Origin of the sequence: Bradyrhizobium sp. JYMT SZCCT0428 (genome assembly GCF_018131075.1) — a bacterium.
Classification (GTDB): Bacteria; Pseudomonadota; Alphaproteobacteria; order Rhizobiales; family Xanthobacteraceae; genus Bradyrhizobium.
This window is the reverse complement of record NZ_JAFCLS010000009.1, coordinates 79,275-102,925: the sequence shown is the minus strand read 5'-3', so window position 1 is coordinate 102,925 and position 23,651 is coordinate 79,275. Positions and strand designations below refer to the sequence as shown.

At 62.3% G+C, this 23,651-nt stretch carries 15 protein-coding genes and 3 pseudogenes; 6 read left to right on the top strand and 12 right to left on the bottom strand.

From position 1 onward, the window contains the following. Positions 1–55 precede the first annotated feature (55 nt). The 8 genes and pseudogenes from JQ575_RS45670 to JQ575_RS11620 all read right to left on the bottom strand — a co-directional run bounded on the left by JQ575_RS45670 (position 56) and on the right by JQ575_RS11620 (position 8,728). A pseudogene (locus JQ575_RS45670) lies at positions 56–1,787 on the bottom strand (nitrilase-related carbon-nitrogen hydrolase). Positions 1,788–1,836: 49 nt separating this feature from the next. Next, positions 1,837–2,532, bottom strand: a complete 696-nt coding sequence (gene urtE, locus JQ575_RS11650; protein ID WP_212033334.1) for an urea ABC transporter ATP-binding subunit UrtE — start codon at positions 2,530–2,532, stop codon at positions 1,837–1,839. Next, positions 2,532–3,281, bottom strand: a complete 750-nt coding sequence (gene urtD / locus JQ575_RS11645; RefSeq protein WP_212033333.1) for an urea ABC transporter ATP-binding protein UrtD — start codon at positions 3,279–3,281, stop codon at positions 2,532–2,534. The genes urtE and urtD overlap by 1 nt, the downstream gene beginning before the upstream one ends. A gap of 5 nt (positions 3,282–3,286) precedes the next feature. Further along, positions 3,287–4,441, bottom strand: coding sequence for an urea ABC transporter permease subunit UrtC (urtC, locus tag JQ575_RS11640; RefSeq protein ID WP_212033332.1), 1,155 nt, complete (start codon positions 4,439–4,441; stop codon positions 3,287–3,289). Positions 4,442–4,445: 4 nt separating this feature from the next. Further along, positions 4,446–5,339 carry an urea ABC transporter permease subunit UrtB gene (urtB, locus tag JQ575_RS11635; RefSeq protein WP_212033331.1) on the bottom strand — a complete coding sequence of 298 codons (894 nt, stop codon included), beginning with the start codon at positions 5,337–5,339 and terminating at the stop codon, positions 4,446–4,448. Positions 5,340–5,451: 112 nt separating this feature from the next. Next, positions 5,452–6,699 (bottom strand): transporter substrate-binding domain-containing protein, encoded by a 1,248-nt coding sequence (locus JQ575_RS11630; protein WP_212033330.1) that lies wholly within the window; start codon positions 6,697–6,699, stop codon positions 5,452–5,454. Between the two features lie 274 nt (positions 6,700–6,973). Continuing rightward, positions 6,974–7,569, bottom strand: a pseudogene (locus tag JQ575_RS11625) (ANTAR domain-containing response regulator). 10 nt (positions 7,570–7,579) lie between these two features. Then, positions 7,580–8,728 (bottom strand): transporter substrate-binding domain-containing protein, encoded by a 1,149-nt coding sequence (locus JQ575_RS11620; RefSeq protein WP_212033329.1) that lies wholly within the window; start codon positions 8,726–8,728, stop codon positions 7,580–7,582. A 228-nt stretch (positions 8,729–8,956) separates the two neighbouring features. Between JQ575_RS11620 and JQ575_RS11615 the strand changes: the two genes are divergently transcribed. From JQ575_RS11615 to JQ575_RS11605, 3 genes are all read left to right on the top strand, one after another. Beyond that, entirely contained in the window at positions 8,957–10,129 is a 1,173-nt protein-coding gene (locus tag JQ575_RS11615) for a M20 aminoacylase family protein (RefSeq protein ID WP_212033328.1), read from the top strand. A gap of 100 nt (positions 10,130–10,229) precedes the next feature. Then, on the top strand, positions 10,230–10,409 hold the full coding sequence (locus tag JQ575_RS11610; RefSeq protein WP_212033327.1) for a hypothetical protein: 180 nt from the start codon (positions 10,230–10,232) through the stop codon (positions 10,407–10,409). A gap of 159 nt (positions 10,410–10,568) precedes the next feature. After that, positions 10,569–11,741 carry a M20 aminoacylase family protein gene (locus JQ575_RS11605; RefSeq protein WP_212033326.1) on the top strand — a complete coding sequence of 391 codons (1,173 nt, stop codon included), beginning with the start codon at positions 10,569–10,571 and terminating at the stop codon, positions 11,739–11,741. Between the two features lie 308 nt (positions 11,742–12,049). On the opposite strand, the pseudogene JQ575_RS11600 reads toward JQ575_RS11605, so the two are convergent. From JQ575_RS11600 to JQ575_RS11585, 4 genes and pseudogenes are all read right to left on the bottom strand, one after another. Further along, a pseudogene (locus JQ575_RS11600) lies at positions 12,050–13,670 on the bottom strand (inorganic phosphate transporter). A 93-nt stretch (positions 13,671–13,763) separates the two neighbouring features. Then, positions 13,764–14,246, bottom strand: a complete 483-nt coding sequence (locus JQ575_RS11595) for a GNAT family N-acetyltransferase (RefSeq protein WP_212033325.1) — start codon at positions 14,244–14,246, stop codon at positions 13,764–13,766. 353 nt (positions 14,247–14,599) lie between these two features. Then, complete coding sequence (locus tag JQ575_RS11590) at positions 14,600–16,036, bottom strand: UdgX family uracil-DNA binding protein (RefSeq protein WP_212033324.1); 1,437 nt, start codon at positions 16,034–16,036, stop codon at positions 14,600–14,602. 97 nt (positions 16,037–16,133) lie between these two features. Next, positions 16,134–17,381: a putative DNA modification/repair radical SAM protein gene (locus tag JQ575_RS11585; protein ID WP_212033323.1), complete on the bottom strand. Its 1,248-nt coding sequence runs from the start codon at positions 17,379–17,381 to the stop codon at positions 16,134–16,136. 164 nt (positions 17,382–17,545) lie between these two features. Between JQ575_RS11585 and JQ575_RS11580 the strand changes: the two genes are divergently transcribed. From JQ575_RS11580 to JQ575_RS11570, 3 genes are read left to right on the top strand one after another with little or no spacing between them, the layout of a single operon-like run. Beyond that, the gene (locus JQ575_RS11580; RefSeq protein ID WP_212033322.1) at positions 17,546–18,340 is read left to right on the top strand and encodes an ImuA family protein; all 795 of its coding nucleotides are present in this window, start codon (positions 17,546–17,548) and stop codon (positions 18,338–18,340) included. Then, positions 18,231–20,024 (top strand): DNA polymerase Y family protein, encoded by a 1,794-nt coding sequence (locus JQ575_RS11575; protein ID WP_249166591.1) that lies wholly within the window; start codon positions 18,231–18,233, stop codon positions 20,022–20,024. The genes JQ575_RS11580 and JQ575_RS11575 overlap by 110 nt, the downstream gene beginning before the upstream one ends. Positions 20,025–20,035: 11 nt before the next feature. Next, positions 20,036–23,518 carry an error-prone DNA polymerase gene (locus JQ575_RS11570; protein ID WP_212033426.1) on the top strand — a complete coding sequence of 1,161 codons (3,483 nt, stop codon included), beginning with the start codon at positions 20,036–20,038 and terminating at the stop codon, positions 23,516–23,518. Positions 23,519–23,651 lie beyond the last annotated feature (133 nt).

The following is a 23,651-nucleotide window of genomic DNA, read 5'->3' as shown; positions in this document are numbered from 1 at the left end:
CGAATCCGGGCAAAAGCGAACCCTTTCGTTTCGGCAGCGGGCGATTTCCGCCGCTCTATTGATGCCATTTCACCAAAGCGGGGTAATGGTGCGGCAGGCGCATCATCACAAGATCCTTTCGGCGAACGATGTTCGTCGGGTAGGGCGTATCGAGGTTCGTCGTATCGACGCTCGCCGCTGCAAATCCCTCATCGTCGAGGATGGCAGACTCCTGGCGCGGAAATGCAAAAGCATCCGGGCCGAATACCGCGCTTTTTCCCAGATAACCGCGATCAGGATCGTAGACGTTCGCAAATGCAAAATAGACGTTGCTTTCGCCGCCGCGCACGCGAAAGGCGTGCCAATGGTGGGGATCGGCTCCGGTCGGGATCGGGTAGTTGTGGCGTATGCTGGTCCCCTCGTGCGCTCCGGTAAATTGGCCGGCAATGGCGGCCGGGCAAGCGACGAGGTCGCAGCCGAGCAGCGAGAGCGAGCGCACCGCCTCGGGGAAGAGGGCGTCGTGCCCGATCAGCAGGCCGACCCTTCCGATCGGTAGGTCGAACACTTTCCAGTCCGAACCGGCGATGGCCCAGGTCTTGTCGCGCGCGTTTAGGTGAATCTTCCGGTAGCTGCCGACCAGACCTTCGGGACCGGCCAGAACGGCGGTGTTAAATAATCCTTCAGCGGTCCGCTCCGCGAAACCGGCGATAATGTGTACCCGCAACCGTGCCGCCAGGCGGACAAGACGCGAGACCGCCTGATCCTTGATCTCAAGCGCGCGGTCACCGGGCGCGCCGATCCCGGTCATCGACAATTCGGGGAATACGACGAGGTCAGGCTTTTCCTCGCTGACGGCCTCCCTGGCCAACGCCTCGATGCGCGCGAGATTCTGCTCGACGTCGTCGGTTGGCGTAAATTGCACGACGGCGGCGCGCGATAGTTGCCCGGGAGGCAGCGGCTGGTAGCCATAGAGCTTGAAGAAGTCGCGCGGATTCCAGGTGAAGCTGTTCGTCATCAGGTTGGCATAAAGCTCGGGACGACGGTCCTCGAAGATCGGCTCCGACAACACCTCCCGCCGACGCGCCCTGGTGAGATCAATCTCGCCGTGCACGATACCGTCGCCGCTATCCAGCACCGCCTGAACATTGCCGTCCGGTTCGATGATGCAGCTTCCGCCGCTGAACTGCACCGTGCGCTCGAGGCCCCAGCGGTTGCTCTCGATGACATAGCAGCCGTTTTCGAACGCGCGGTTGATCCAGTACGGCGCCGGCGCCCGTTCCTGCAACCAGTTGCTGATGTGGCAGATCACATCCGCACCAGCCAGCGCTTCCAGCCGCGCGGTCTCGAAGAAATGCAGGTCCATGCAAACCAGCAGGGCAATGCGTCCGATCTCGGTCTCGAACACGATATGGGCGATGTCTCCCGACGCGGCCCATTTAGGTTCGGAAATTCGACTTGCGGTGCTTGCCGACAACGCCTGACGGACCGATCAGGACCGCCGTGTTGTAGTAGAGGTCCGTGGAGGCGTCGACCTCGGGCATGCCGACCACGATGTAGCAGCCGAATTGTTTTGCGAGCGAATGAAATACGTCAGTGGTCGGACCGGGAATGGTTTCCACGAAAGGTTTCACTTCCGCCCGGTCATACCAGCAATAGCCGGTGGTTCCCATTTCGGGGGTGACGATCAGGCGCGCGCCCGCCGCCGCGGCTTCGCTCGTCATCTCCAGCAAGCGCTGGATGTTGCGCTCCTTTTCAAACATCGTCGGCTCGAACTGGATGGACGCCGCCTTGAAACGCTCTGATGCCATTGCCTTACCTCTGCCACGCCGCCACGGCGGATACCGAAAATTCCAGGATTCAAATCGCCATTCTCAGGTGCACAAGCTCTTCGGTGAGCTGCGATACCGGACCCTCCGCCACCACGCGTCCCTTTTCCATCATCGCGAACTGGTGCGACGCACGGCGGACGAATTCGATATTTTGCTCGACCAGCACGATGGTGAGGCCGATCTCGCGATTGAGGCGAACAATCGTCTGCTCGATTTCCTCGACGATCGACGGCTGGATTCCTTCATTGGGTTCATCAAGCAGCAGCACATCCGGCTCCGAGGCCAGCGCCCGCGCGATGGCCAGTTGCTGCTGCTGTCCGCCGGACAGCACGCCGCCCAACCGGTCCTTGTTCTGCAGCAGATACGGAAACAGCTCGCCGACTAGAGCGGGAATGACGCGCCTGCCGTCGGTCCTGGCGAAGGTTCCGAGCAGGATATTTTCGCGAATAGTGAAGTCCGGGATGATTTCCCGGCCCTGCGGCACATAGGCGAGGCCGGCGCGGGCGCGGCGGAAGGTCGGCTCATCGGTGATGTTCGTTCCGTCCAGTTCGATCTTTCCCGCGGTCTTGTCCGTCATGCCCATCAGGGTTTTCAGCAGCGTCGTTTTGCCGACGCCGTTGCGGCCGAGCACGGTGGTGATCCGCCCCTTGTCGAAGCTGAGCGTGACGTCATGCAGAACGTGGCTGCGTCCGTAGAAGCTGTGAAGGTTCGACAGGCTCAGCATCAGGAAATACTCCGCGATCCCAAATACGCCCGCCTGACGGCCTGGTCCGTTTCAATCGATGCAATGTCGCCTTCTGCCAGCACCTCGCCGAGATGCAGCACGGTGATGCGTTCCGCGATCTCGCGCACGAACGCCATGTCATGTTCGACGACGAGGAGGGTGTGCTTCCCTCGCATGCTGTTGATGATCTTTGCGGTCTTTTTGGTCTCGGCCGCCGTCATGCCCGCCGTCGGTTCGTCGAGCAGGATAACTTTTGGGTCCTGAAGCATCAGCAGGCCGAGCTCGAGCCATTGGGTTTGGCCATGGCTCAGATAGGCGGCCGTCACGTCGGCCTTGTCCCGGAGATCGACAATGGCGAGCACCTCTTCGATCCTTGCGAGGGTCTGTCTGGAAAAGCCGAATCCAAGGTTCGCGAACACCGAGGGATTGCGGCAAGAGGCGACTTCGAAATTCTGGCGGACGGTGAGTTCGCGGAACACGCTGGGGATCTGGAATTTCCTGCCGATCCCGGCACGGGCAATCCGGTGCTCCTGCCAGTTGGTGATCTCGGTGTCGTAAAGGTGAATGTGTCCGCGGGTGCTGTGCGTGCGGCCGGAGATCAGGTCCATCAGCGTCGTCTTGCCGGCGCCGTTGGCGCCGAGCAGTACGCGCAATTCTCCCTCGGCAATCGTCATGGTGACGTTGTTGACGGCTTTGACGCTGCCGAAGCTGACTTCAAGCCCGTCGATGGTGAGCGCGGTGGCTGCCATGGCACTCACCCGCGCTCTGCAACGGTGTCGCGGCGTTCCGCCACCAGCCCTTCATCGGGGACGGCCTCCGCGTTACGTGCCCGCCAGCGGTCGAGAAGATCGTGCGCAAACCCGCCAAGGCCCCGCGGCAGGTACAGCACCACGAGAACGAAGATCAGCCCGACCACGGCTTTCCAGACTTCCACCAAAGCCTTGGTCTCGCTGACCTTGGCCTCGATCATGTTGATGAGGATGGCGCCGACGCAGGCGCCGAGGATCGAGGATCGTCCGCCGACCGCAGCCCACACCACCATCGTGATCGAAAACGACAGGTCCATGAAGGTCGGGGAGGCGAATTCCGACACCATCACGTAGAGCATTCCCGCGAAGCCGCAGATCGCCGCCGACACCACGAAAAAGAAAATCTGGTAGCTCGGAACGTCCAGCCCGAGATAGCGCGCGCGGGTCTCGTCATCCCGCGTCGCCTGCAGGATGAGGCCGGCGCGCGTGCTGACCAGCAGACGCGCACCGACGAGAACCAGCGACAGCGCGATGGCCACCAGATAGTACGTCGCGCGGCTGTAGGGGTCGAACTGAAACGCCCCGATCGTCAGCCAGGCGAGGTCGGTCAGCCGGTTGAAGCCGTTGGTCAGCGGCTGCGCATCGATGACGAGCAGGCGCACCAGCAACACCAGCGCCAGGGTGATGATCGAAACGAAGACGCCGGAAATCCTGTTACGGAACACGATCATTCCGGTGATGGTGGCAATCGCCACCGGCAACACGATGCCCATGGCAACGCCAAACCATTGGCTTTGAAATGGGAGCCAGATGAAGGAGCCCTTGTTGATGCAGCATAGTTGCGTCAGCGCGCCGGGCTCGGCATTCCAGAGCATGAAGTCGGGGACCGGCTTGTCGGATCCCTGTTGCAGGCTGGTCGGACTGGCAAGCTTCAGCGACATCGCCAGCATGTAGGCGCCGGCGCCAAAAAACAGTCCCTGACCCAGGTTGAGGATGCCGGCGTAACCCCAGGACAGCGCGACGGCGACGCCGAGCATGCCGAACACCAGGTATTTTGCGATCCTGTTCAGCCAGAATTCTTCCAGCATCAGCGGCGCCAGCAGAATTGCGGCGACGAAGATCCCGTAGAGCAGGAAATCGTATCTTTGCCTCGATGCCATGACTCTAGCGGCCCCTGAACGAGAAAAGGCCCTTGGGCTTCACGACTATGATGAGAATGACCACGCCGAATATGACGGCACGGGCGATGGTGTCGTTCTTGAGCGCGGCCACCACGCTGTTGATCTCGCCGAGCAGTCCGGCTGACAGCACCGATCCCAGCAGGCTTCCGACACCGCCGACCACAACGACCAGGAAGCCGTCGACCACCATGGGGGTGCCCATGTCGGGGAATACCGTCTTGAAGCCTGACATCATGACGCCGGCTATTCCGGCGAGGCCCGAGCCAAAGGCGAAGGTGAGGGCGTTGACGCGTGCGACGTCGACGCCGCAGGCCGCCGCCATTTTCGGGTTCCGGATGATGGCGCGGACCTGCATGCCAATCGAGGTCCGCTGCAACAGAAGCCAGGTCACGGCCGCAAGGGCTATGGTGACGACAATGATGAAGGCGCGATAGGTGTTGATTTCGACACCAGCCAAATGAAACGTGCCCTGCAGGGCTGCCGGCACCGGCACGTTCTGAAGGCCGGGCCCCAGACCCTCGACGTGAATGCCGAAGAACGACAGGCCGAGTTCAAGCCTGATCGCCTGCTGGATCAGGATGGCGATGCCCCATGTCGCCAGCAACGTATCCAGCAGCCTGCCATAGAGCCGGCGGACGATGACGCGCTCGATGACCAGACCGACGATCGCGGTGACGACGAAGGCGATCGGAATTGCCATCACGATGTTGGCGTCCAGCCAGATGCGCGACAGCACGGCGGTGTAGGCGCCGAGCATCACCATCTCGCCATGGGCCATGTTGATGACCCCCATCGCGCCATAGGTGATCGCAAGTCCGAGCGCCACCAGCAGCAGGATCGAGCTCAGGCTGAGGCCGATAAACATCGTGTCGATCATGTCGTCTCTACTTTCGAAGGAGCCGGATCGCATATCGAACATCTTCCAGCCAGGGCGCGTTGGGGTGGGAGGTGCGCCCCGGCTGGAATGTCTTTCGATGTGGCCGGGTTTGCTATTTCAGCTTGGCGGTTTCCAGCCCCTTCGCCGTGCAGAACAGATCGCTTTCCGTTTCACCATAGGCCGAATAGGCGAGCGGCTTGATCGGCTCCGGCCAGGCGTCGACGACCTTGCTTTGGCCGTCCGGCTGCCACTGGCCGACCCGCGGCGTCAGCCAGCAATGCAGATTGTCTGCGTCGATTTTGACCTTGCCGCCCGGCGCGTCGTAGGTCTGGCCGCGGATGCCATCGCGAATGCCGTCCGCGGTAACCTGTCCCGACTTCTCGATCGCCTGCTTCCAGAGGAAGACCTGGAAATAGGCCGCTTCCAGCGAGTGGTAGGTCACCGCTTTCGGATCCTTGGTGAACTTTCTGAAGTCCTCGATGAACTTCTTGTTGGCCGGCGTGTCGATCGACATGAAATAGGGGAACGAGGTGTAGCTGCCGGCGGCGTATTCGGGGCCCATCGCCGCGATCTCGATTTCGGAAGTGACGGTCGCGCAGATCGGGATCGTCGCCTGCGAGAGACCTTGATTCTTGAACTCCCGGTAGAACGCGATGATGGAATCGCCGACCACGTTGGAAAGCACGACGTCCGCGCCCGAATCCTTGATCTTCTTGACCATGCTCGCCCATTCGGAATGACCGAGTTCGAGATATTCGTCGCCGGTCCACTGCGCGCCTGCCGCCTCGATCAGCTTCTTGCTGACTTTCGCCATCTCGCGCGGATAGACGTAGTCCGATCCGACGATGAAGAACTTCTTCTTGCCGAGCGTCTTGGCGATCCACGGAATATACTTGCCGAGCTGCTGGTTCGGTACCGCGCCGGAATAGACGACGTTGCGTGAACACTCGAACCCCTCGTAGTGGGTCTGGTAGAACAGCATGGCGTTTCGCCGTTCGAAGATCGGCAGCACCGCCTTGCGGCTCGCCGAGGTGTGGCATCCGAACACGGTCGCCACGCGATCCTGAATGACGAGCTTGGACGCTTTTTCGTTGAAGGTCTTGGGATCGGATGCGCCGTCCTCGACGATGACTTCGACCTTTCGGCCGAGGACGCCGCCTGCCGCATTGATCTCGGATACGGCCATCTGCACCGCGCTCGCCAGCAGCTTCTCGACGATCGACAGGCCGCCGGTCTGCGAATAGAGCGCGCCCACCTTGATCGGGTCGGCTGCAAAGGCCTGCCTGATCACAGAAGGCGATGCGATCGCGGCCGAAGTGATCGCCGCCGTCTTTAAAAAGTCACGTCTGTTGAAGGACATCTTGTTCCCCTGGTTTGTGCAAAGCTTCGGGCACTGCTGAAATGACTCAGCGTGATGACTGGTTTGGGAAGACGCTGACGTCTCTGTCAGCCGGCAACAAAAAACCCGCAGGACCGGGTCAACGGTCTGCGGGCAACTCTGCCACCTGCGGTTCGGAGAACATTCCGCCGCTACGTCAAGACGTGGCCTCGTTGTGAGGGGACGTCCTGACGGCGCCCATGAGGGGCACTATCAACGTCAATATGCTAATCTGCTCCCGCAATCATTTGCAAGCCTAATCTGCTTGCGCTCTGCTGCGTAACATATCTTCGGACCTGATGATCAGATTGGCAACCTCGTCCACCGGAACGCGGCTCGCCATCGCGCGTGATAGGCCTCGGACTCGCTGAGCCTGCTGCTCGACATCAGGATCGCTTTTGCCTTCGCCATTCTTTGATCGCCAAGCAGCCGGCGCTTGTACTTGCGCGCCTGCTTGCTGAGCGCCTGTTGCTGCAGCCAGAGATTTCGCGCGATCGCGAGGTTCGTCAGCAGCCCGAACGGTTTCAGCGGCCGCTCGATGACGGCCAGCGCTCCGCTTTCGAGAACGATCTGCAGCGTCGATGGATTTTCGTAAGAGACGATCGCCAGGATGGTCGGCGCCGGTTGCGTGATGGATTTGAGCAGCCGTTCGGTTTCGGGGCGCGTCTCGTCGTCGATCGAAAGAAACAGCACATCCGTATGCGGCGGCAGTTCGGTGGGGACGGGCCAGCGGCAATTCACCGTGCATCCGATCCGGCGCAGATGATCGACCAGAAACTCTCCCTCGGTGTCCGAAGGATGAATGACGAGAACGTTGAGGTCCCGCAGATCTTTCAATAGCGCGACGGACACGGGCTCTCCGCTACATTCGCACGGGCTGCGGCACGGGTTCGGATGAACCCAGCCGATGCTCCAGCATGAAGGGATCAGGCTGAACCCGCACCGTGGGTTCGTGCACGATTTCGTACTCGCCACGCGCATTGACCTTGGCAACGCGGGGCCACAGATGCGTATGGTTGTTCAGCCGTTCGATCTTCACTTTCCCCTGCGGGGCCTCGAATTCCACTTCATAGAGCGCCGGCAGCAGTTCGCTGTAGCGATCGCTGCCCGCTCGTTCCAGCGCTGCGGCATAGAGGAAGACCTGAAAATACGCGGCTTCCGCCGGCGCAGTCACCGGCGTATCCGGTCCGCAAGCCTCGCGGCAGGCCCGGACGAATGCCTGCGCCTGCGCACTGCCGAGCGTCGAGAAGAACGGCGCGGCGGTGATATGCCCGCGGATCACCTCCGGCGCCATTTGGACGAGATCGGCCTCGCTGGTGGAGAGGCTTGCGACCGGCGTTTTGGACATGTCGAGGCCGGACTGAACCAGTGCGTTGAAGCACGGAATGATGCCGGCGCCGACGATGGTCGAATAGATGACATCCGGCTTACTTGCTTTGACGCGCTGAATGATCTTTTCGATATGAAGCGGAGTTAGATCCAGCGGCACGTAAAGCTCGTCGAGGACCTCGCCGCCGGCCTGAAGAAACAGATCGGCGATAATGCGATTTGATTCGTAAGGGTAAACGTAGTTCGAGCCTACCAGGAAGACCCGGCGGCCGTAATTGTTGGTGAGGTAGTCGACGAGCTGGACCGAGTTCTGGTTGGGAGAGGCCCCGGTGTAAATGCAATTGCGCGAATATTCGAAGCCTTCATACAGCGTGGGATAGAACAGCAGGGCGCCTCGCGCTTCAATGATCGGAAGCGCCGCCTTGCGCGTACTGGACATGTGGCAGCCGAAGATCATCCGCACATGATCTTCATCGCACAGCCTGACGGCCAGCTCGCGGTATTGATGCGGGACCGAGCCGGGGTCGTAGCAAATCGGTTCGATCGGCTTGCCACGCACGCCGCCGGCGGCATTGATCTGCTGGATCGCCAGCAGGGTCGCCGCGCGCTGCGTTCTCTCGATCGCAGCGGTAACGCCGGTTTCGGAAAACAAAACGCCTACTCGCCAGCTGCCTGCGTCCATTGCATCCGTCCAAAAAACAAAAAGCTCCCGCCCGTTGCCGGTCGAGAGCTACCCTGCTCATGAGGTACGGCCAAACCTGCCGTTACTACGGCCAATCATGCCGTCGTCGGCAGCTTAGCGAGTTCAGGTCGGGCTGGCAACGGCAGTTTGCCCGGCGGATGTTTGGGTGGTTCGCGTCTTGCATGCTACAGAGGCACCAGCGTTCAACCAGAAGAAACGATCAGTTCCATGCCCATTGTCAACCGCGTCGCCGATCTGCAACCCGATATCCAGGCCTGGCGCCGCGATATCCATCAACACCCCGAGCTGTTGTACGAGGTGCACCGCACGGCGGCGCTGGTGGCGGACCGGTTGCGCGAATTCGGCTGCGACGAGGTGGTCACCGGTATTGGCCGCACCGGCGTGGTCGGCGTCATCAAGGGCAATCGGCCCACCGGCAAGGGTGAGGTGAAGGTGATCGGGCTGCGCGCCGACATGGATGCGCTGCCGATCGAGGAAGCGACCAACCTGCCTTATGCTTCGAAGAACCCGGGCTTGATGCACGCCTGCGGCCATGACGGCCACACCGCCATGCTGCTGGGCGCGGCCCGCTATCTCACCGAGACACGTAATTTTGCCGGCGATGCGGTCGTGATCTTCCAGCCGGCGGAAGAGGGCGGTGCGGGGGCCGTTGCGATGCTCGAGGACGGGCTGATGGACCGCTTCGGCATCGAGCAGGTCTACGGCATGCACAACGGTCCGGGCATTCCGGTCGGCAGCTTCGCCATCCGCCCCGGTCCGATCATGGCCGGAGGTGACGCCGTCTTCATCCGGATCGAGGGGCGGGGCGGGCATGCCGCGCGTCCGCACAAATGCATCGACTCCGTGCTGGTCGGCGCGCAGCTGATCAATGCGCTGCAGTCGATCGTGTCGCGCAGCGTCGATCCGCTGGAATCGGCGGTCATTTCGATCTGCGAATTTCACGCCGGCCATGCCCGCAACGTGATCCCGCAAACCGCTGAACTGGCAGGCACCGTCCGGACCCTGGACGGCGGGGTGCGGAAACTGGTGGAAAAGCGCGTGCGCGAGGTCGTCGCCGGGGTGGCGCAGATCACGGGCGCGAAGATCGACCTGACCTACAACCGCGGCTACCCGGTAACGGTCAACCATATGCCGCAGACCGACGTCGCTGTCCGGGCCGCCCGGGAAATTGCCGGCGACGCCAACGTGAACGAGATGCCGCCGCTGATGGCCGGCGAGGATTTCGCCTTCATGCTGGAACAGCGGCCGGGAGCGCTGATCTTCTGCGGCAACGGCGACAGCGCGGGGCTGCATCACCCCGAATACAATTTCAACGACGAGGCCCTCGTGTTCGGCACCTCGTACTGGATCAAGCTGGTCGAGAACACGCTGGCGGCTTGAGGCCGTTCACAGTCGGTTCAACCAGAGGTGATTGACGGCCGGTCGCAGCGCAACCAGCTGCATGCTATGCCTAGCGCGAGGCAGCATTGGAGCGTGCGCCGTGGACATCGTTACCCTGGTCGCTTTCGTGATTTCGATCTACCTTGCCGGCCGACTGGCCGAGCGTCGCGGACGCAGCTTCAAGGTTTGGGGATGGATTGCTGCGTTCATCGGGCCGCTGGCACTCCCTCTGGTGTTCCTGTTTCCGAACCTGCACCGCAGGAATGGTGGCCCGGCCTGAGGGCCGCCGACGCGCAAAGCGTTAAGACGGCAAGCCCGCCCGGGATCCCCCTTTGGCAAGCGCTCCGAGTGGATAGGGCCTCTGCGGCAGAGTGCTGGGTGGAGCGCGTCTTGCATGCTAGACAGGGCAGGCGTTCAACCCGGAAGCAGAGAATTTGCAATGCCCATCGTCAACCGCGTCGCCGATCTTCAACCCGATATTCAGGCCTGGCGCCGCGATATCCATCAACACCCCGAATTGCTGTATGACGTGCACCGCACTGCGGCATTCGTGGCGGATCGCTTGCGCGAATTCGGCTGCGACGAGGTCACGACCGGCCTCGGCCGTACCGGCGTGGTCGGCGTCATCAAGGGCAAGAAGCCGGCCGGCAAGGGCGACATCAAGGTGATCGGGCTGCGCGCCGACATGGACGCGCTGCCGATCGAGGAGGCGACCAACCTGCCTTATGCCTCCAGGAATCCCGGCAAGATGCATGCCTGCGGCCATGACGGCCACACCGCGATGCTGCTCGGGGCCGCCCGCTATCTCGCCGAGACCCGCAACTTCGCCGGCGATGCGGTCGTGATCTTCCAGCCCGCCGAAGAGGGTGGCGCGGGCGCCGACGCGATGATCAAGGACGGCCTGATGGACCGTTTCGGCATCGAGCAGGTCTTTGGCATGCACAATGGTCCGGGCATTCCGGTCGGCAGCTTCGCCATTCGCACCGGTCCGATCATGGCGGCGACCGATGAGCTCGACATCAAGATCACCGGGCTCGGCGGCCACGCGGCACGCCCGCACATCTGCATCGATTCCGTGCTGGTCGGCGCACAGGTGGTCACCGCGTTGCAATCGATCGTGTCGCGCAGCATCGATCCGCTGGAGTCGGCGGTGATTTCGGTCTGCGAATTCCAGGCCGGCAACGCCCGCAACGTGATCCCGCAAACCGCCGAATTACGCGGCACGATCAGGACGTTGACTCCGGAAGTTCGTGCATTGGTCGAGAAGCGCGTGCACGAAGTGGTCGCCGGCGTGGCGCAGGTCACCGGCGCCAAGATCGACCTCACCTACAAGCGTGGTTATCCCGTCACGGTCAACCATGCTTCGCAAACCGAGTTCGCCACGCGGATCGCCAGGGAAATCGCGGGGGAGGCCAATGTGCACGAGACCCCGCCGCTGATGGGCGCGGAGGACTTTTCCTACATGCTGGAAGCGCGGCCGGGCGCGTTCATCTTCTGCGGCAATGGCGACACCGCGGGCCTGCATCACCCCGAATATAATTTCAACGACGAGGCGATCGTCCACGGCACGTCGTACTGGATCAAGCTGGTGGAGAATGCGCTGCCGGCGTGACGGCCGGCTAGATGAAGTTTCGCAAGAACTTGAGAGAACGCCTGCATGTCCATGCAGGCGTTTTTGTTTTTAGCGAAATGAGCGAGGGCGTTTGGGGCGAAGCGGATGCTGGTTCGCGTAACGAATGATGCGTATGAATCGCGAGCTTCGGTTCTACTTCAAGAGCCGATCATGCCCGAATTTCCTTTCGTCTTGGTTTAGTCGCAGGGCGATTCAGTCGGCGCTTGGCTCACACGTGAAAAGGCCCGCGCGGTGGCGCGGGCCTTTCTGTTGCGTTGCAGCGGAAAAGAGACCGCCGCAGTCTCTCGTCAGAATATGTAGGAGAACAGCACGTAGAGGCTGGCCGACAGACAGATCGCGGCCGGCAGCGTCAGCACCCAGGCCATCAAGAGGTTGCGGATGGTGGCTAGCTGCAGGCCGGAGCCGTTGGCTGCCATGGTTCCGGCGACACCCGACGACAGCACGTGGGTGGTCGAGACCGGCAGGCCGAATATGTCGGCGGCGCCGATGGTGCCGGCGGCAACCAACTCGGCGGAGGCGCCCTGCGCGTAGGTCAGGTGCGTCTTGCCGATCTTTTCGCCGACGGTGATGACGATGCGCTTCCAGCCGATCATGGTGCCGAGGCCGAGCGCGATCGCGACCGCGATCTTGACCCAGGTCGGGATGAACTTGGTGGCGCTGTCGAGCGAGGCCTTGTAGGCCTTGAGGGTCTCGACCTCTTCCTTCTTGAGGTCGTTTTCCTTGTCCTTCATCAAAAAGCGGATCGCTTCCGAGGTCAGGTACATGTCGTTACGGGTGTTGCCGACGGCTTCAGCCGGCACCTTGTTGAGGGTGCCGTATTTCTGCACCTGATCGCCGACATCCTTCACCAGCACGGCCAGCGAGGGATAGGTGCCTTCGCTGATCTTGCGCGCGGCGACATATTGCGTCACCGCCGGGCGCGGATCGCCGATGATGCTGTGGCCGGCGCCCTTGGCGGCGACCACCTTGGAAGCTGCCTCGGAGGTCTTCTGGAACTGCACCACCTGCGATTCCGGCAGCGCGCGGTTCAGCGCGTAGGCGGTCGGCACGGTGCCGATCAGGATCAGCATGATCAGGCCCATGCCCTTCTGGCCGTCGTTCGAACCATGCGCGAAGCTGACACCGGTGCAGGTGGCGATCAGGATGCTGCGGATCCACAGCGGCGGCGGCTTGTTGGCTTCGGGCGCTGCGTACAGCGCCGGGTTGCGCACGACGAACTTCAGGACCAGCAGCAGGATGGCCGCCATGCAGAAGCCGAACAGCGGCGACAGCAGCAGCGCGTAGCCGATTTCGGGCCTTGGTCCAATCGACGCCCGAGGTGCCGTCGCGGCCGCGCATCAGCGCGTTGGCGATGCCGACGCCGATGATCGAGCCGATCAGGGTGTGCGAGCTGGATGCCGGCAGGCCCAGATACCAGGTGCCGAGATTCCACACGATCGCGGCGATCAGGAGCGCGAACACCATCGCAAAGCCGGCGCCGCTCCCGACCTGCAGGATCAGTTCGACCGGCAGCAGCGAGACGATGCCGAACGCGACCGCGCCCGATGACAGCAGCACGCCGAGGAAGTTGAAGAAGCCCGACCACATCACGGCAAATTCGGCCGGCAGCGAATGGGTGTAGATCACGGTCGCGACCGCATTGGCGGTGTCGTGGAAGCCGTTGACGAATTCGAAACCGAGCGCGATCACGAGCGCGACCAGCAGCAGGATATAGGGCAGATAGGTCGTCACCTTGGCGCCGGTGGCTTCGACGTCGACATAGATGCTGTACATCACGAACAGGAACCCGGCCGCGAGAATGCCGAAGAACAGGATCATCGTGAGTGGGTTGAAACCCTTGTCGAGATTGGGCCTGGAAGCCGGCTGGATCGGTGCTCCCATCGATGAATTGAGTGTCATATCGGTCATGGCAAACCCCCTGAAATACTAACGGCGGTTAATCTTTTGACCGATGGAGTTGAAGGTTAGATGACAGGGGCGGCGTCCACGCGTGCCGGTATGTCAGGGGCGCGTTGCCCATTCCCCGCTGAGCATGGACATCAGGCGCATCGACCGGAAGGTTCCGTCGGGGTCCCGGTGCAGATCGCGAACCACGCCTTCCTCGACAAACCGGGTTTTGAGGTAAGTCCGGTAGGCCCGTTCATTCTCAACGAAAACAAAGAGTTCGACGCGATGCGCCGCCAGGTCCTCGAAGCAGATTTGCAGGACCGATCGCAGCAGGTCCGATCCGACGCCGCACCCGGGAGTTCCAACCGCGATGCGCCTGAGCCGAACGCATTGGTTGGCGCTTCCGACGCCTTGTAAAATGGCAAATCCGGCAATCTCCGGTCCACCGCACGCCACCAGATATCGGGAAGACGGGTTTTCGATTTCAGCGGCGTGCTGTTCGGCGTCCCATCGGCCGACCAGACGCAAATAACCTTCCACGCGTTCGATGCGCATGATGGCGGGTATGTCGGATTTGCGCGCGGCTTGAATCTGCATGGCGGCAGTTTGGTGTTGCCGTGCCTGCCGGGCACTGCTCAAGGCGAAAAGCCGCAGGCGGCAGAACAGGTCGCGCGCTGCACGGCACCGGGGCTAGAGGAAACCGCACAGCGCGCCGACCCCATGGGAACGTCATGGCGTGAACAGGACGCCCCCAACCCCTCCCCAAGAGAATGAGATAGTATCATCAATCAATTGAAGGTTGTACATCTATTTGTCAGTTTTCGATTTGCGGTTCCCCAATAGCCAGTTCCGATTGAATCGGAACTGGCTATAGATTCTTGGTTTGACGCGTTTTCTTGACGCGAACCGGTATCCACTTCGCTGGAAAACGCTTTGGGATGTGCGAAAATTCAGGCAGCGTGCGCCGATTTTCGCAGCAAGCCTGCCGCGATTTTGAGATCGGCCACGAAGCGCTGATATTCCCGCGCCTTGGCGTCGGCGTCCGGCAGGCGCAGCAAATAGGACGGGTGCACGGTGACAAGAGCCGTCGTGCCGTCCTCGAGATCAATCAGGCGTCCGCGGCTTTTGTTGATCGGCGTGATTTTGCCGAACACGCTCTGCGCCGCGGTAGCACCCATCGCCACCACCAAGGCAGGCTTGATGGCGGCGCGTTCGCGTTCGTACCATTGCCGGCAAGCCTTGATCTCAGCTGTGTTCGGTTTCTGGTGCAGGCGGACTTTTCCGCGCGGCACAAATTTGAAATGCTTCACGGCATTGGTGACGTAGACCTTCGAGCGGTCGATACCTGCCTCATCCAGTGCACGATCCAGCATCTGGCCGGCCGGTCCGACGAACGGCTTGCCCGCGAGATCTTCCTTGTCGCCGGGCTGTTCGCCGACCAGCATGATTTGGGCATTCTGTGGGCCTTCGCCGAACACGGTCTGGGTGGCGTCCTTCCAGAGCGGGCAGGCGCGGCAATCGGCGGCTTCTTCCCGCAGCGTTTCGATATCGTCGGCTGCCTGTTTGCGTTTCATCGGCGGTTCCTGCCGCTTCTGCGATTTATGCGGTTCGCTCGCAGCACCTGCGATCATTGCGCTGGCGGTACGTTCGGCGCTTTCGATCAGAGGCTTAATCAACGAAGCCTCCGGCAGGTTCCTCCAATACCGCTTCGGCATTTCGGTTTGCATGGCCTTCACCTTCAGCCGGGCGGGATTGAAGATGCTGGCGTAGTAACGCCGCCAGGTTTCCTCGAGCCGATCCTCGGTCGGCGCCTCGGCCTTGCCGACGCCGGGCGTGATCGAGACGGCATGGCCATCCCAATGCGCGCAGACGTCAGGTGTCAGGATCGACCAGGGCATGTCGGCAAAGCGGCGGGCGAAGAACGGCGCTGCCAGTTCGACGATATGGTGCTCCGGCTCGAACCAGGCGACGAAATGCGATTTCTGCTCGCGGCCGATTTCGCGGAAGCGGACGAAGGCGTGCATCTTGTGTTCGTCGTGATGCACGGCCTTCGCCATCGCGCTGACGCGTGCCACATCCGGATCGGTCGCGACGACAAGCAGGTCGTGGTTACCGCGCAGCCGCCACAGCAGGCGATAGAGGATGGCAAAGCGTTCGCTGTTGCGATGCAGGATCGCGGCTTTCGCCAGCTCGACGAATTTGGCCGGGACGTTGAAGGTGGCGGATGCTGGCTCTGGCGGCGGTGCGGTGGTTTCGAACAATTCGGGTGCGTCGTCAGCGACGCGCCAGGTGACGTCAGACGGATTCACGTCATGCAGCACCAGTGTGCGTGCAGCGCGCCGCCAGCCGTCGAAATCGGTTTCGTGTTCAAGGGTGATGAAGTGCATGATGTTTCTCCTCGTCATTGCGAGCGAAGCGAAGCAATCCATTTCACCGCGCGGGGATAGATGGATTGCTTCGTCGCGTCGCTCCTCGCAATGACGGCTAGAATCCAAACCCCAATTGCGTTGCCTTCGGTTTGAACCGCTCCGCCAAACGCGCTCCGTCGAGCAGATGCGCCGACGGTCGGTGATCACTGAGAACGATGAACGGCAGCGCCTTGTTTCTCGGGATATGCAGCCGGGCGAGATCGGCCGCACGGATCGAGGTCACGCGGCGCGTGGCGATGATGCGGTCGACGGCCTTGCGGCCGAAGCCGGGCACGCGCAGCAGGTCCTCGCGGCTGGCGCGGTTCACATCGAGCGGAAAGCGGTCGCGGTGCCGCAATGCCCAGGCGAGTTTCGGATCGATATCGAGCGACAGCATGCCGGCGGCCTCATCGACGATCTCGCCGACATCGAAACCATAAAACCGCATCAGCCAGTCGGCCTGATAAAGCCGGTGCTCCCTGACCAGCGGGGGCGCCGCCAGCGGTAGCGCGCGGCTGGCGTCCGGGATTGGGCTGAAGGCGGAATAATAAACGCGTTTGAGTTTGTAGGAGCCATAGAGATTGGCGCTGGTATGGAGAATGGTTTTGTCGTCGGCCGCATCCGCGCCGATGATCATCTGCGTGCTCTGGCCGGCCGGTGCGAAGCGCGGCGGCTTTGCCTTTGTTGCGGTCTTGTTGTTGTGATTGTTGTCCTGTGCCTCATCGAGCTTGAGCCGCAACCGGCCCATGGTGCGGCGGATCGCGCGCACGTCTTTTTCCGGCGCGAGTTTGGCAAGGCTCGCTTCCTCGGGCACTTCGATGTTGATGCTGAGCCGGTCGGCATATCTGCCGGCCTCGGTGATCAGCGCATCATCGGCTTCCGGAATGGTCTTCAGATGAATGTAGCCGCGGAAGTGATGCTCCTCGCGCAGTTTTCGCGCGACGGACACCACTTGATCCATGGTGTAGTCGGCGCTGCGGATGATGCCGGAGGAGAGAAACAATCCTTCGATGTAATTGCGGCGATAGAAATCGATCGTCAGCTTCACCACCTCGTCGACGGTGAAGCGCGCCCGCGGCACGTTCGAAGAAGTGCGGTTGACGCAATAAAGGCAATCGTAATTGCAGGCATTGGTGAGCAGGACTTTGAGCAGCGAAATGCAGCGGCCGTCCGGCGCGTAGGAATGGCAGATGCCCATGCCGGGCGCGGTCGAGCCGAGGCCCTTGCCGTCGCTGGAATCCCGTTTCTCGGTGCCGCTGGAGGCGCAGGAGGCGTCGTATTTGGCGGCATCGGCCAGGATTTCCAGCTTGCGTTGCACGTCCATCATTGAATCCCTTTGATTCCGCTCATGAATCGCCTGGGTAGTAATCCCGATTGACTCTGCCGGGCCTGTTAGCTTTATATTAGAACATATCATGAACAAATGAGCCAGCAGCGGGTTCATTTCAAAACCAGCAATGGCCACGATTTCTTTGAGGGAGCGGCGCAATGACCGGCGCACGCATGAGCACGCTTGCAAGTTTGCGCGGCCGCATCGAGCGCATCGAGGCGGGCGCGGATACGCACGCGCTTCACAAAGTGGCGCTCGGCCATGCCGAGGCCGATGCGACGCTGTGCGGCGGCCTTGCCCGCGCCGCGGTGCATGAGGTCTTTGCCGAAGGACATCAGGGTGCGGCGGCGACAGGATTCATCGCGGGCCTTGCGGGACGGGTGACGTCGCGCCGGCCGCTGGTCTGGGTGCGGCAGGATTTTTCGGAAATCGAATCCGGCGCGCTGTCGATGAGCGGGCTCGCCGAACTCGGCCTTGATCCGCGGCTGCTGGTCACCGTGCGCGCTGCGGACGCCGACGCCGCGCTACGGACCGCCGCCGATGCGCTGGCCTGCGATGCGCTGGGCGCCGTGGTGCTGGAAGTGTGGGGCGAGCCGCGCCAGCTCGATCTCGTCGCCAGCCGCAAACTGACTTTGGCAGCGCAGGCTTCCGGCGTCACCGCGTTGCTGTTGCGGCTGGCGGCGACGCCGCAGCCCTCGACCGCGGAGACAAGGTGGATCGTGCGCGCGGCGCATTCGCCGCCCTCAGCCCCCTGGCATGCGTGGGGCGCGCCGGTGTTCGACGCCGAGCTCGTTCGTAACCGTCATGGCCCGGTTGGGCGGTGGATCATGGAATGGAAATGTGATGAGTGCCTTTTCAGCGAACCGGCGGCGAATCCTCAGCCTGTGGCTGCCACGCCTGCCCATCGACCGCATCAAGCGGCAGCTGCCACAACGCTGCGTCGCGCTGGGTAAAGTCGCGTCGAGCGAAATATCTCACGACACGAACGGTGCGCTCCCTCCCCCCTTGGGGGGGAGGGCGGGGGAGAGGGGTAAGCCACACACACCGCCGTCGCCGCCACCCCTCTCCCTAACCCTAGAGAGCGAGCTTCGCTCGTCTCGACCCCGCAAGGGGGGAGGGAACGATACTGAGCCCTCGGCTAGTTCTGCCGACACACCCACCGTCGTCGTCGCCAAGCAAAACAACGCGCTGCAGATCTATGCGCTCGATGATCTCGCGGCGCGCTCCGGCCTTGAGATCGGCCTGCCGCTCGCCAATGCCCGCGCCATCTGTCCGGAATTGACGGTGTTCGATGCCGATCCGGTTGCGGACGCCAAGACGCTGGGCGACATCGCCGACTGGTGCGATCGCTTCACGCCGCTGGTGGCGCTCGATCCCCCGCACGGGCTGTATCTCGACATCACCGGCTGCGCCCATCTGTTCGGCGGCGAACGCGCGCTGCTGCAGACCCTGTGCGGCGCGCTGACCCGCAGAGGTTTTGTCGTCAGCGCTGATATCGCCGGCACCTCGGTCTGCGCACGTACGATGACGCGCCATGCGTCGGGGAAAATCATTGCCGATGGCGAGGAGGCCGACGCCGTCGGCCCGCTGCCGGTCTCCGCGCTCGGCGCCGATAGTGCGATCACCAGCGGCCTGCGCCGCGCCGGACTGAAAACCATCGGCGACGTCGCCGCGCGCGCCCGCCACGAGATCACGGCGCGATTTGGCGCCGGCTTCACGACTTTGCTCGAACATGCGCTGGGGCAGGGCGATGCGCCGATCAGCCCGCGAAAACCCTTGCCGGATTACATCGTCGAAAAACGCTTTCCCGAGCCTGTTGCCACCGACACGGTGATCGCGATGAATCTTTCGGCGCTCGCAGGCATGCTGGTGTCAGCGATGGACAAGCAAGGCAAGGGCGCGCGGCGGCTGGAGGCGAGTTTCTTCCGTACCGACGGCGCGGTGCGCACGATCACGGTCGATACCGGCCGTCCCGTGACGAAGCCTGTGGTGATCGACCGGCTGTTTCGCGAGCGGCTGGACGCCTTGAACGATCCGCTCGATCCCGGCTTCGGCTTTGACCTGATACGCCTCTCCGCCAGCCGCACCGAAATCGTGGTGCAGCAGCAGCGCGATCTCGACGCCAATGTCCATGACAATGACGAACTCGCCGCCCTGATCGACCGCATCGCCGCGCGGATCGGAGGAAAGCGTGTCGTCGTGCACCTGCCGCAGGACACCCATATTCCGGAAAGAGCGGTGCTGGCGGTATCGGCGCAGCATCATCTGGCGGCCGCGACAGAGGCCGCCTGGCCTGATCGTATCGCGAGCGAGCCGCCGCTGCGGCCGTTGCGGCTGTTCGAAAGACCTGAGCCCATCAACGTGCCGTTTGCATCCGTGCCCGACGGGCCGCCGCATCAATTCACCTGGCGCCGCGTCACCCATGCGGTGGTGCGGGTGGAAGGCCCCGAACGCATCGCGATGGAATGGTGGAAGCAGAATGGCGAGGTGCTGACGCGGGATTATTTCCGCATCGAGGACGCGGAGGGATTGCGCTTCTGGATCTATCGCGATGGGCTTTATGAGGGCGAACTCAAAAGCGATGCGGAGGGCGAGCCTGTGCTGCCGAAATGGTTCGTGCACGGGCTATTCGCATGAACGGCCCCGGTGTGCCAGCGCCTGCCTATGCCGAGATCGGCATCACCACGAACTTTTCGTTCCTGCGCGGCGGGTCCGATCCGCGCGCCTATGTGCATGAGGCGAGCCGGCTTGGTATTCCCGTGATCGGGATTGCCGATCACAACACGCTGGCCGGTGTCGTGCGCGCCTGGAAGGAACTCGACAATTCAGAGGTTCTGCACAAGCCAAAGCTTCTGATCGGCTCGCGCATCGTCTTCATGGACGGCCCGCCGGATATTTTTGTCTATCCGCGCGACCGTGCCGCCTATGGCCGGCTGTGCCAGCTGCTTACCCGCGGCAAGCGCGGCGGCGATGCCGAACGGATCGCCAAGGGCGAGTGTCATCTGAAACTCGATGACCTGCTGGAATTTTCCGAGGGCCAGCTCCTGGTGCTGACGCTGCCGCATCGCTTCGACTCCCCGGCGGCTTTGAAAGTTCTCGATCGTCTGAAGGCCGGCCGCGCCGATGGCGTGTGGCTCGCCGCAAGCCTGTTGTATCGCGGCGACGACCGCCGCCGGCTGGCGCGGCTGCATCTGGTATCGCTGACATCAAAGGTGCCGCTGCTGGCGACCAACGAGGTACTGTACCACGATGCCGCGCGCCGCCCGCTGCAGGACGTGCTGACCTGTATCCGCGAGAAGACGACCATCGAGGCCGTCGGCAAGCGGCTCGAGGCCAATGCCGAACGCTATCTCAAGCCGCCGCATGAAATGGCGCGGCTGTTTCGCGATCTGCCGGACGCGATTGCGGAAACCATGCGCTTTGCCGGCCGTATCAATTTCTCGCTCGACCAGCTCAAATATCAATATCCGGACGAACCGGTGCCGCCCGGAAAAACCGCGCAGCAGCATCTGGAAGACCTGACATGGCAGGGCGTCGACCGTTATTTTGGCGGCGAGATCAATGACACGCTCCGCGCCACCTTGCGCAAGGAGCTGGCGCTGATCGCCGAGCTCAACTACGCGCATTATTTTCTTACCGTGCACGACATCGTCCATTACGCGCGCAGCCAGAACATCCTTTGCCAGGGCCGGGGGTCGGCGGCGAACTCGGCGGTCTGCTATGTGCTCGGCATCACCTCGGTCGATCCGACCAAGGTCGATCTGCTGTTCGAGCGGTTCATTTCCAAGGAACGGCTGGAGCCGCCCGACATCGACGTCGACTTCGAGCATTCGCGGCGCGAAGAGGTGATGCAATATGTCTACCGGCGCTATGGCCGCCACCGCGCCGCGATCATTGCCACCGTCATCCATTACCGGCCGCGCAGCGCGATCCGCGACGTCGGCAAGGCGCTGGGGCTGACCGAGGACGTCACCGCGGCACTGGCCGATACGGTGTGGGGCAGCTGGGGCAAGGGCCTCAACGAGATGCAGGTCCGGCAGGCCGGGCTCGACCCTGCGAATACGATGATCGAGCTTGCGGTCGCGCTGGCGACCGAACTGATCGAATTTCCCCGACATTTGTCGCAGCATGTCGGCGGCTATGTGCTGACGCAGGACCGGCTCGATACTTACGTGCCGATCGGTAACGCGGCGATGGACGACCGCACCTTCATCGAATGGGACAAGGACGACGTCGACGCCCTGCACATGATGAAGGTCGACGTGCTGGCGCTGGGCATGCTGACCTGCATCCGCAAATGCTTTGATCTGATCGCCGATCACAAGGGTGAGCGATACGAGCTGGCCGATATCAAGTCGGAGGACGACGACGCAGTTTATCAAATGCTGCAGCGGGGTGAATCGCTCGGCGTGTTCCAGGTCGAGAGCCGCGCCCAGATGAACATGCTGCCGCGCCTGAAACCGCGGACCTTCTACGACCTCGTCATCGAGGTTGCGATCGTGCGGCCCGGCCCGATCCAGGGCGACATGGTGCATCCCTATCTCAAGCGCCGAAAAATGCGGCCTGAGGATATCGAGTACCCCTATCCGAAGGGCGGCAACAAGGATGAGCTGCGCAACGTCCTGCACAAGACGCTTGGCGTCCCCTTGTTCCAGGAACAGGCGATGCGCATCGCGATCGAGGCGGCGGAATTTAGCTCCGAGGAAGCCAACGGTTTGCGCCGCGCCATGGCAACGTTCCGCAATCTCGGAACCATCGGCAAGTTCGAAGCCAAGATGGTCGGCAACATGATCCGCCGCGGCTACGATCCCGAGTTCGCCAATAATTGCTTCAACCAGATCAAGGGTTTTGGCTCTTACGGTTTTCCGGAAAGCCATGCCGCGAGTTTTGCGCAGCTCGTCTATGTCTCGTCATGGCTCAAGCATTACCATCCCGACGCATTCTGCTGCGGGCTCTTGAACTCGCAGCCGATGGGCTTTTATGCGCCGGCGCAGATCGTCGGCGACGCCCGCAAGAACGGCGTCGAGGTGCGCGGGATCGACGTGTCGCACAGCTTTGCGCAGAACACGCTGGAAGAGAGCGAAGGAAAATATTGCGCCGTGCGGCTCGGCTTCCGGCAGATCGATGGTTTCAAATGGGCCGATCCGGATGAGGAAGGGTTGAAGGCTTCTCAATTGTCATTCTCCGATGCGCAATTGCGCATCGTAGGCGCGCCTCTTGGCGCGAGCCCGGAATCCATCGGGCAGCATTCGCGGAGCAAAATGGATTCCGGGTTCACGCTTCGCGTGCCCCGGAATGGCGGGAGAGAGAGAATTGAAGACTGGGCCGACCGCATCATCGCCGCCCGAACACGCCGTCCCTTCACCTCGCTGGAGGAATTCGCCCGCGACACCGCACTTCCAAAACGCGCGCTGATCCTGCTGGCGGATGCCGATGCGTTCCGTTCGCTCGGGCTCGATCGCCGCGCCGCGCTGTGGGCGGTGCGCCGGCTGCCGGACGACGTGCCGCTGCCGCTGTTCGAGATAGCGGTGGCGTGCGAGCAGCCGGACGAGAACGCAAAGCCGCTGCCTGACATGCCGCTGCCGGAGCAGGTGGTCGCCGACTACCAGACCATCCGGCTGTCGCTGAAGGGCCATCCGATGGAATTTTTGCGCGCGAAGTTTTCAAGGGAGCGCATCGTGCCTTGCGAACATATCGCGCATCGCAACGACCGGCGTCATGTCCGCTGCGCCGGCGTGGTGCTGGTGCGGCAGCGTCCGGGCAGCGCCAAGGGCGTCGTCTTCATGACGCTGGAGGATGAAACCGGGATCGCCAACATCGTGGTGTGGCCGGCGGTGATGGAAAAGTACCGCAAGGAAGTGATGGGTGCGCGCCTGATCCTGGTCGAGGGCTACATCCAGAGCAGTCCGGAACACGTGACGCATCTGGTGGCGCAACGGCTGTTCGACCGCTCGCACGATCTGATTGGTCTCGCCAACGATGCGCTCAGCCGCAAGCATCCGGTGCCGGCGGGCCCTGCGCTGATCGAGCCGCTCAACGACGACCGCCGCGACCACCCCGAGACACCGGCGCAAAAGATCCGCCATCCGCGCAACGTCCGCATCCTGCCACCGTCGCGGGATTTTCATTGAGGTGCGAACTCATTGCACGCCGCAAAAAATGAAATGGCCGCTGGATGTGAATCCAGCGGCCGCCCGGGAAGAAAAAAATTGATTGTTTAAGAATCCTCTAGCCCCCGGTGAACTTCAATTTAGCCGACGCGAT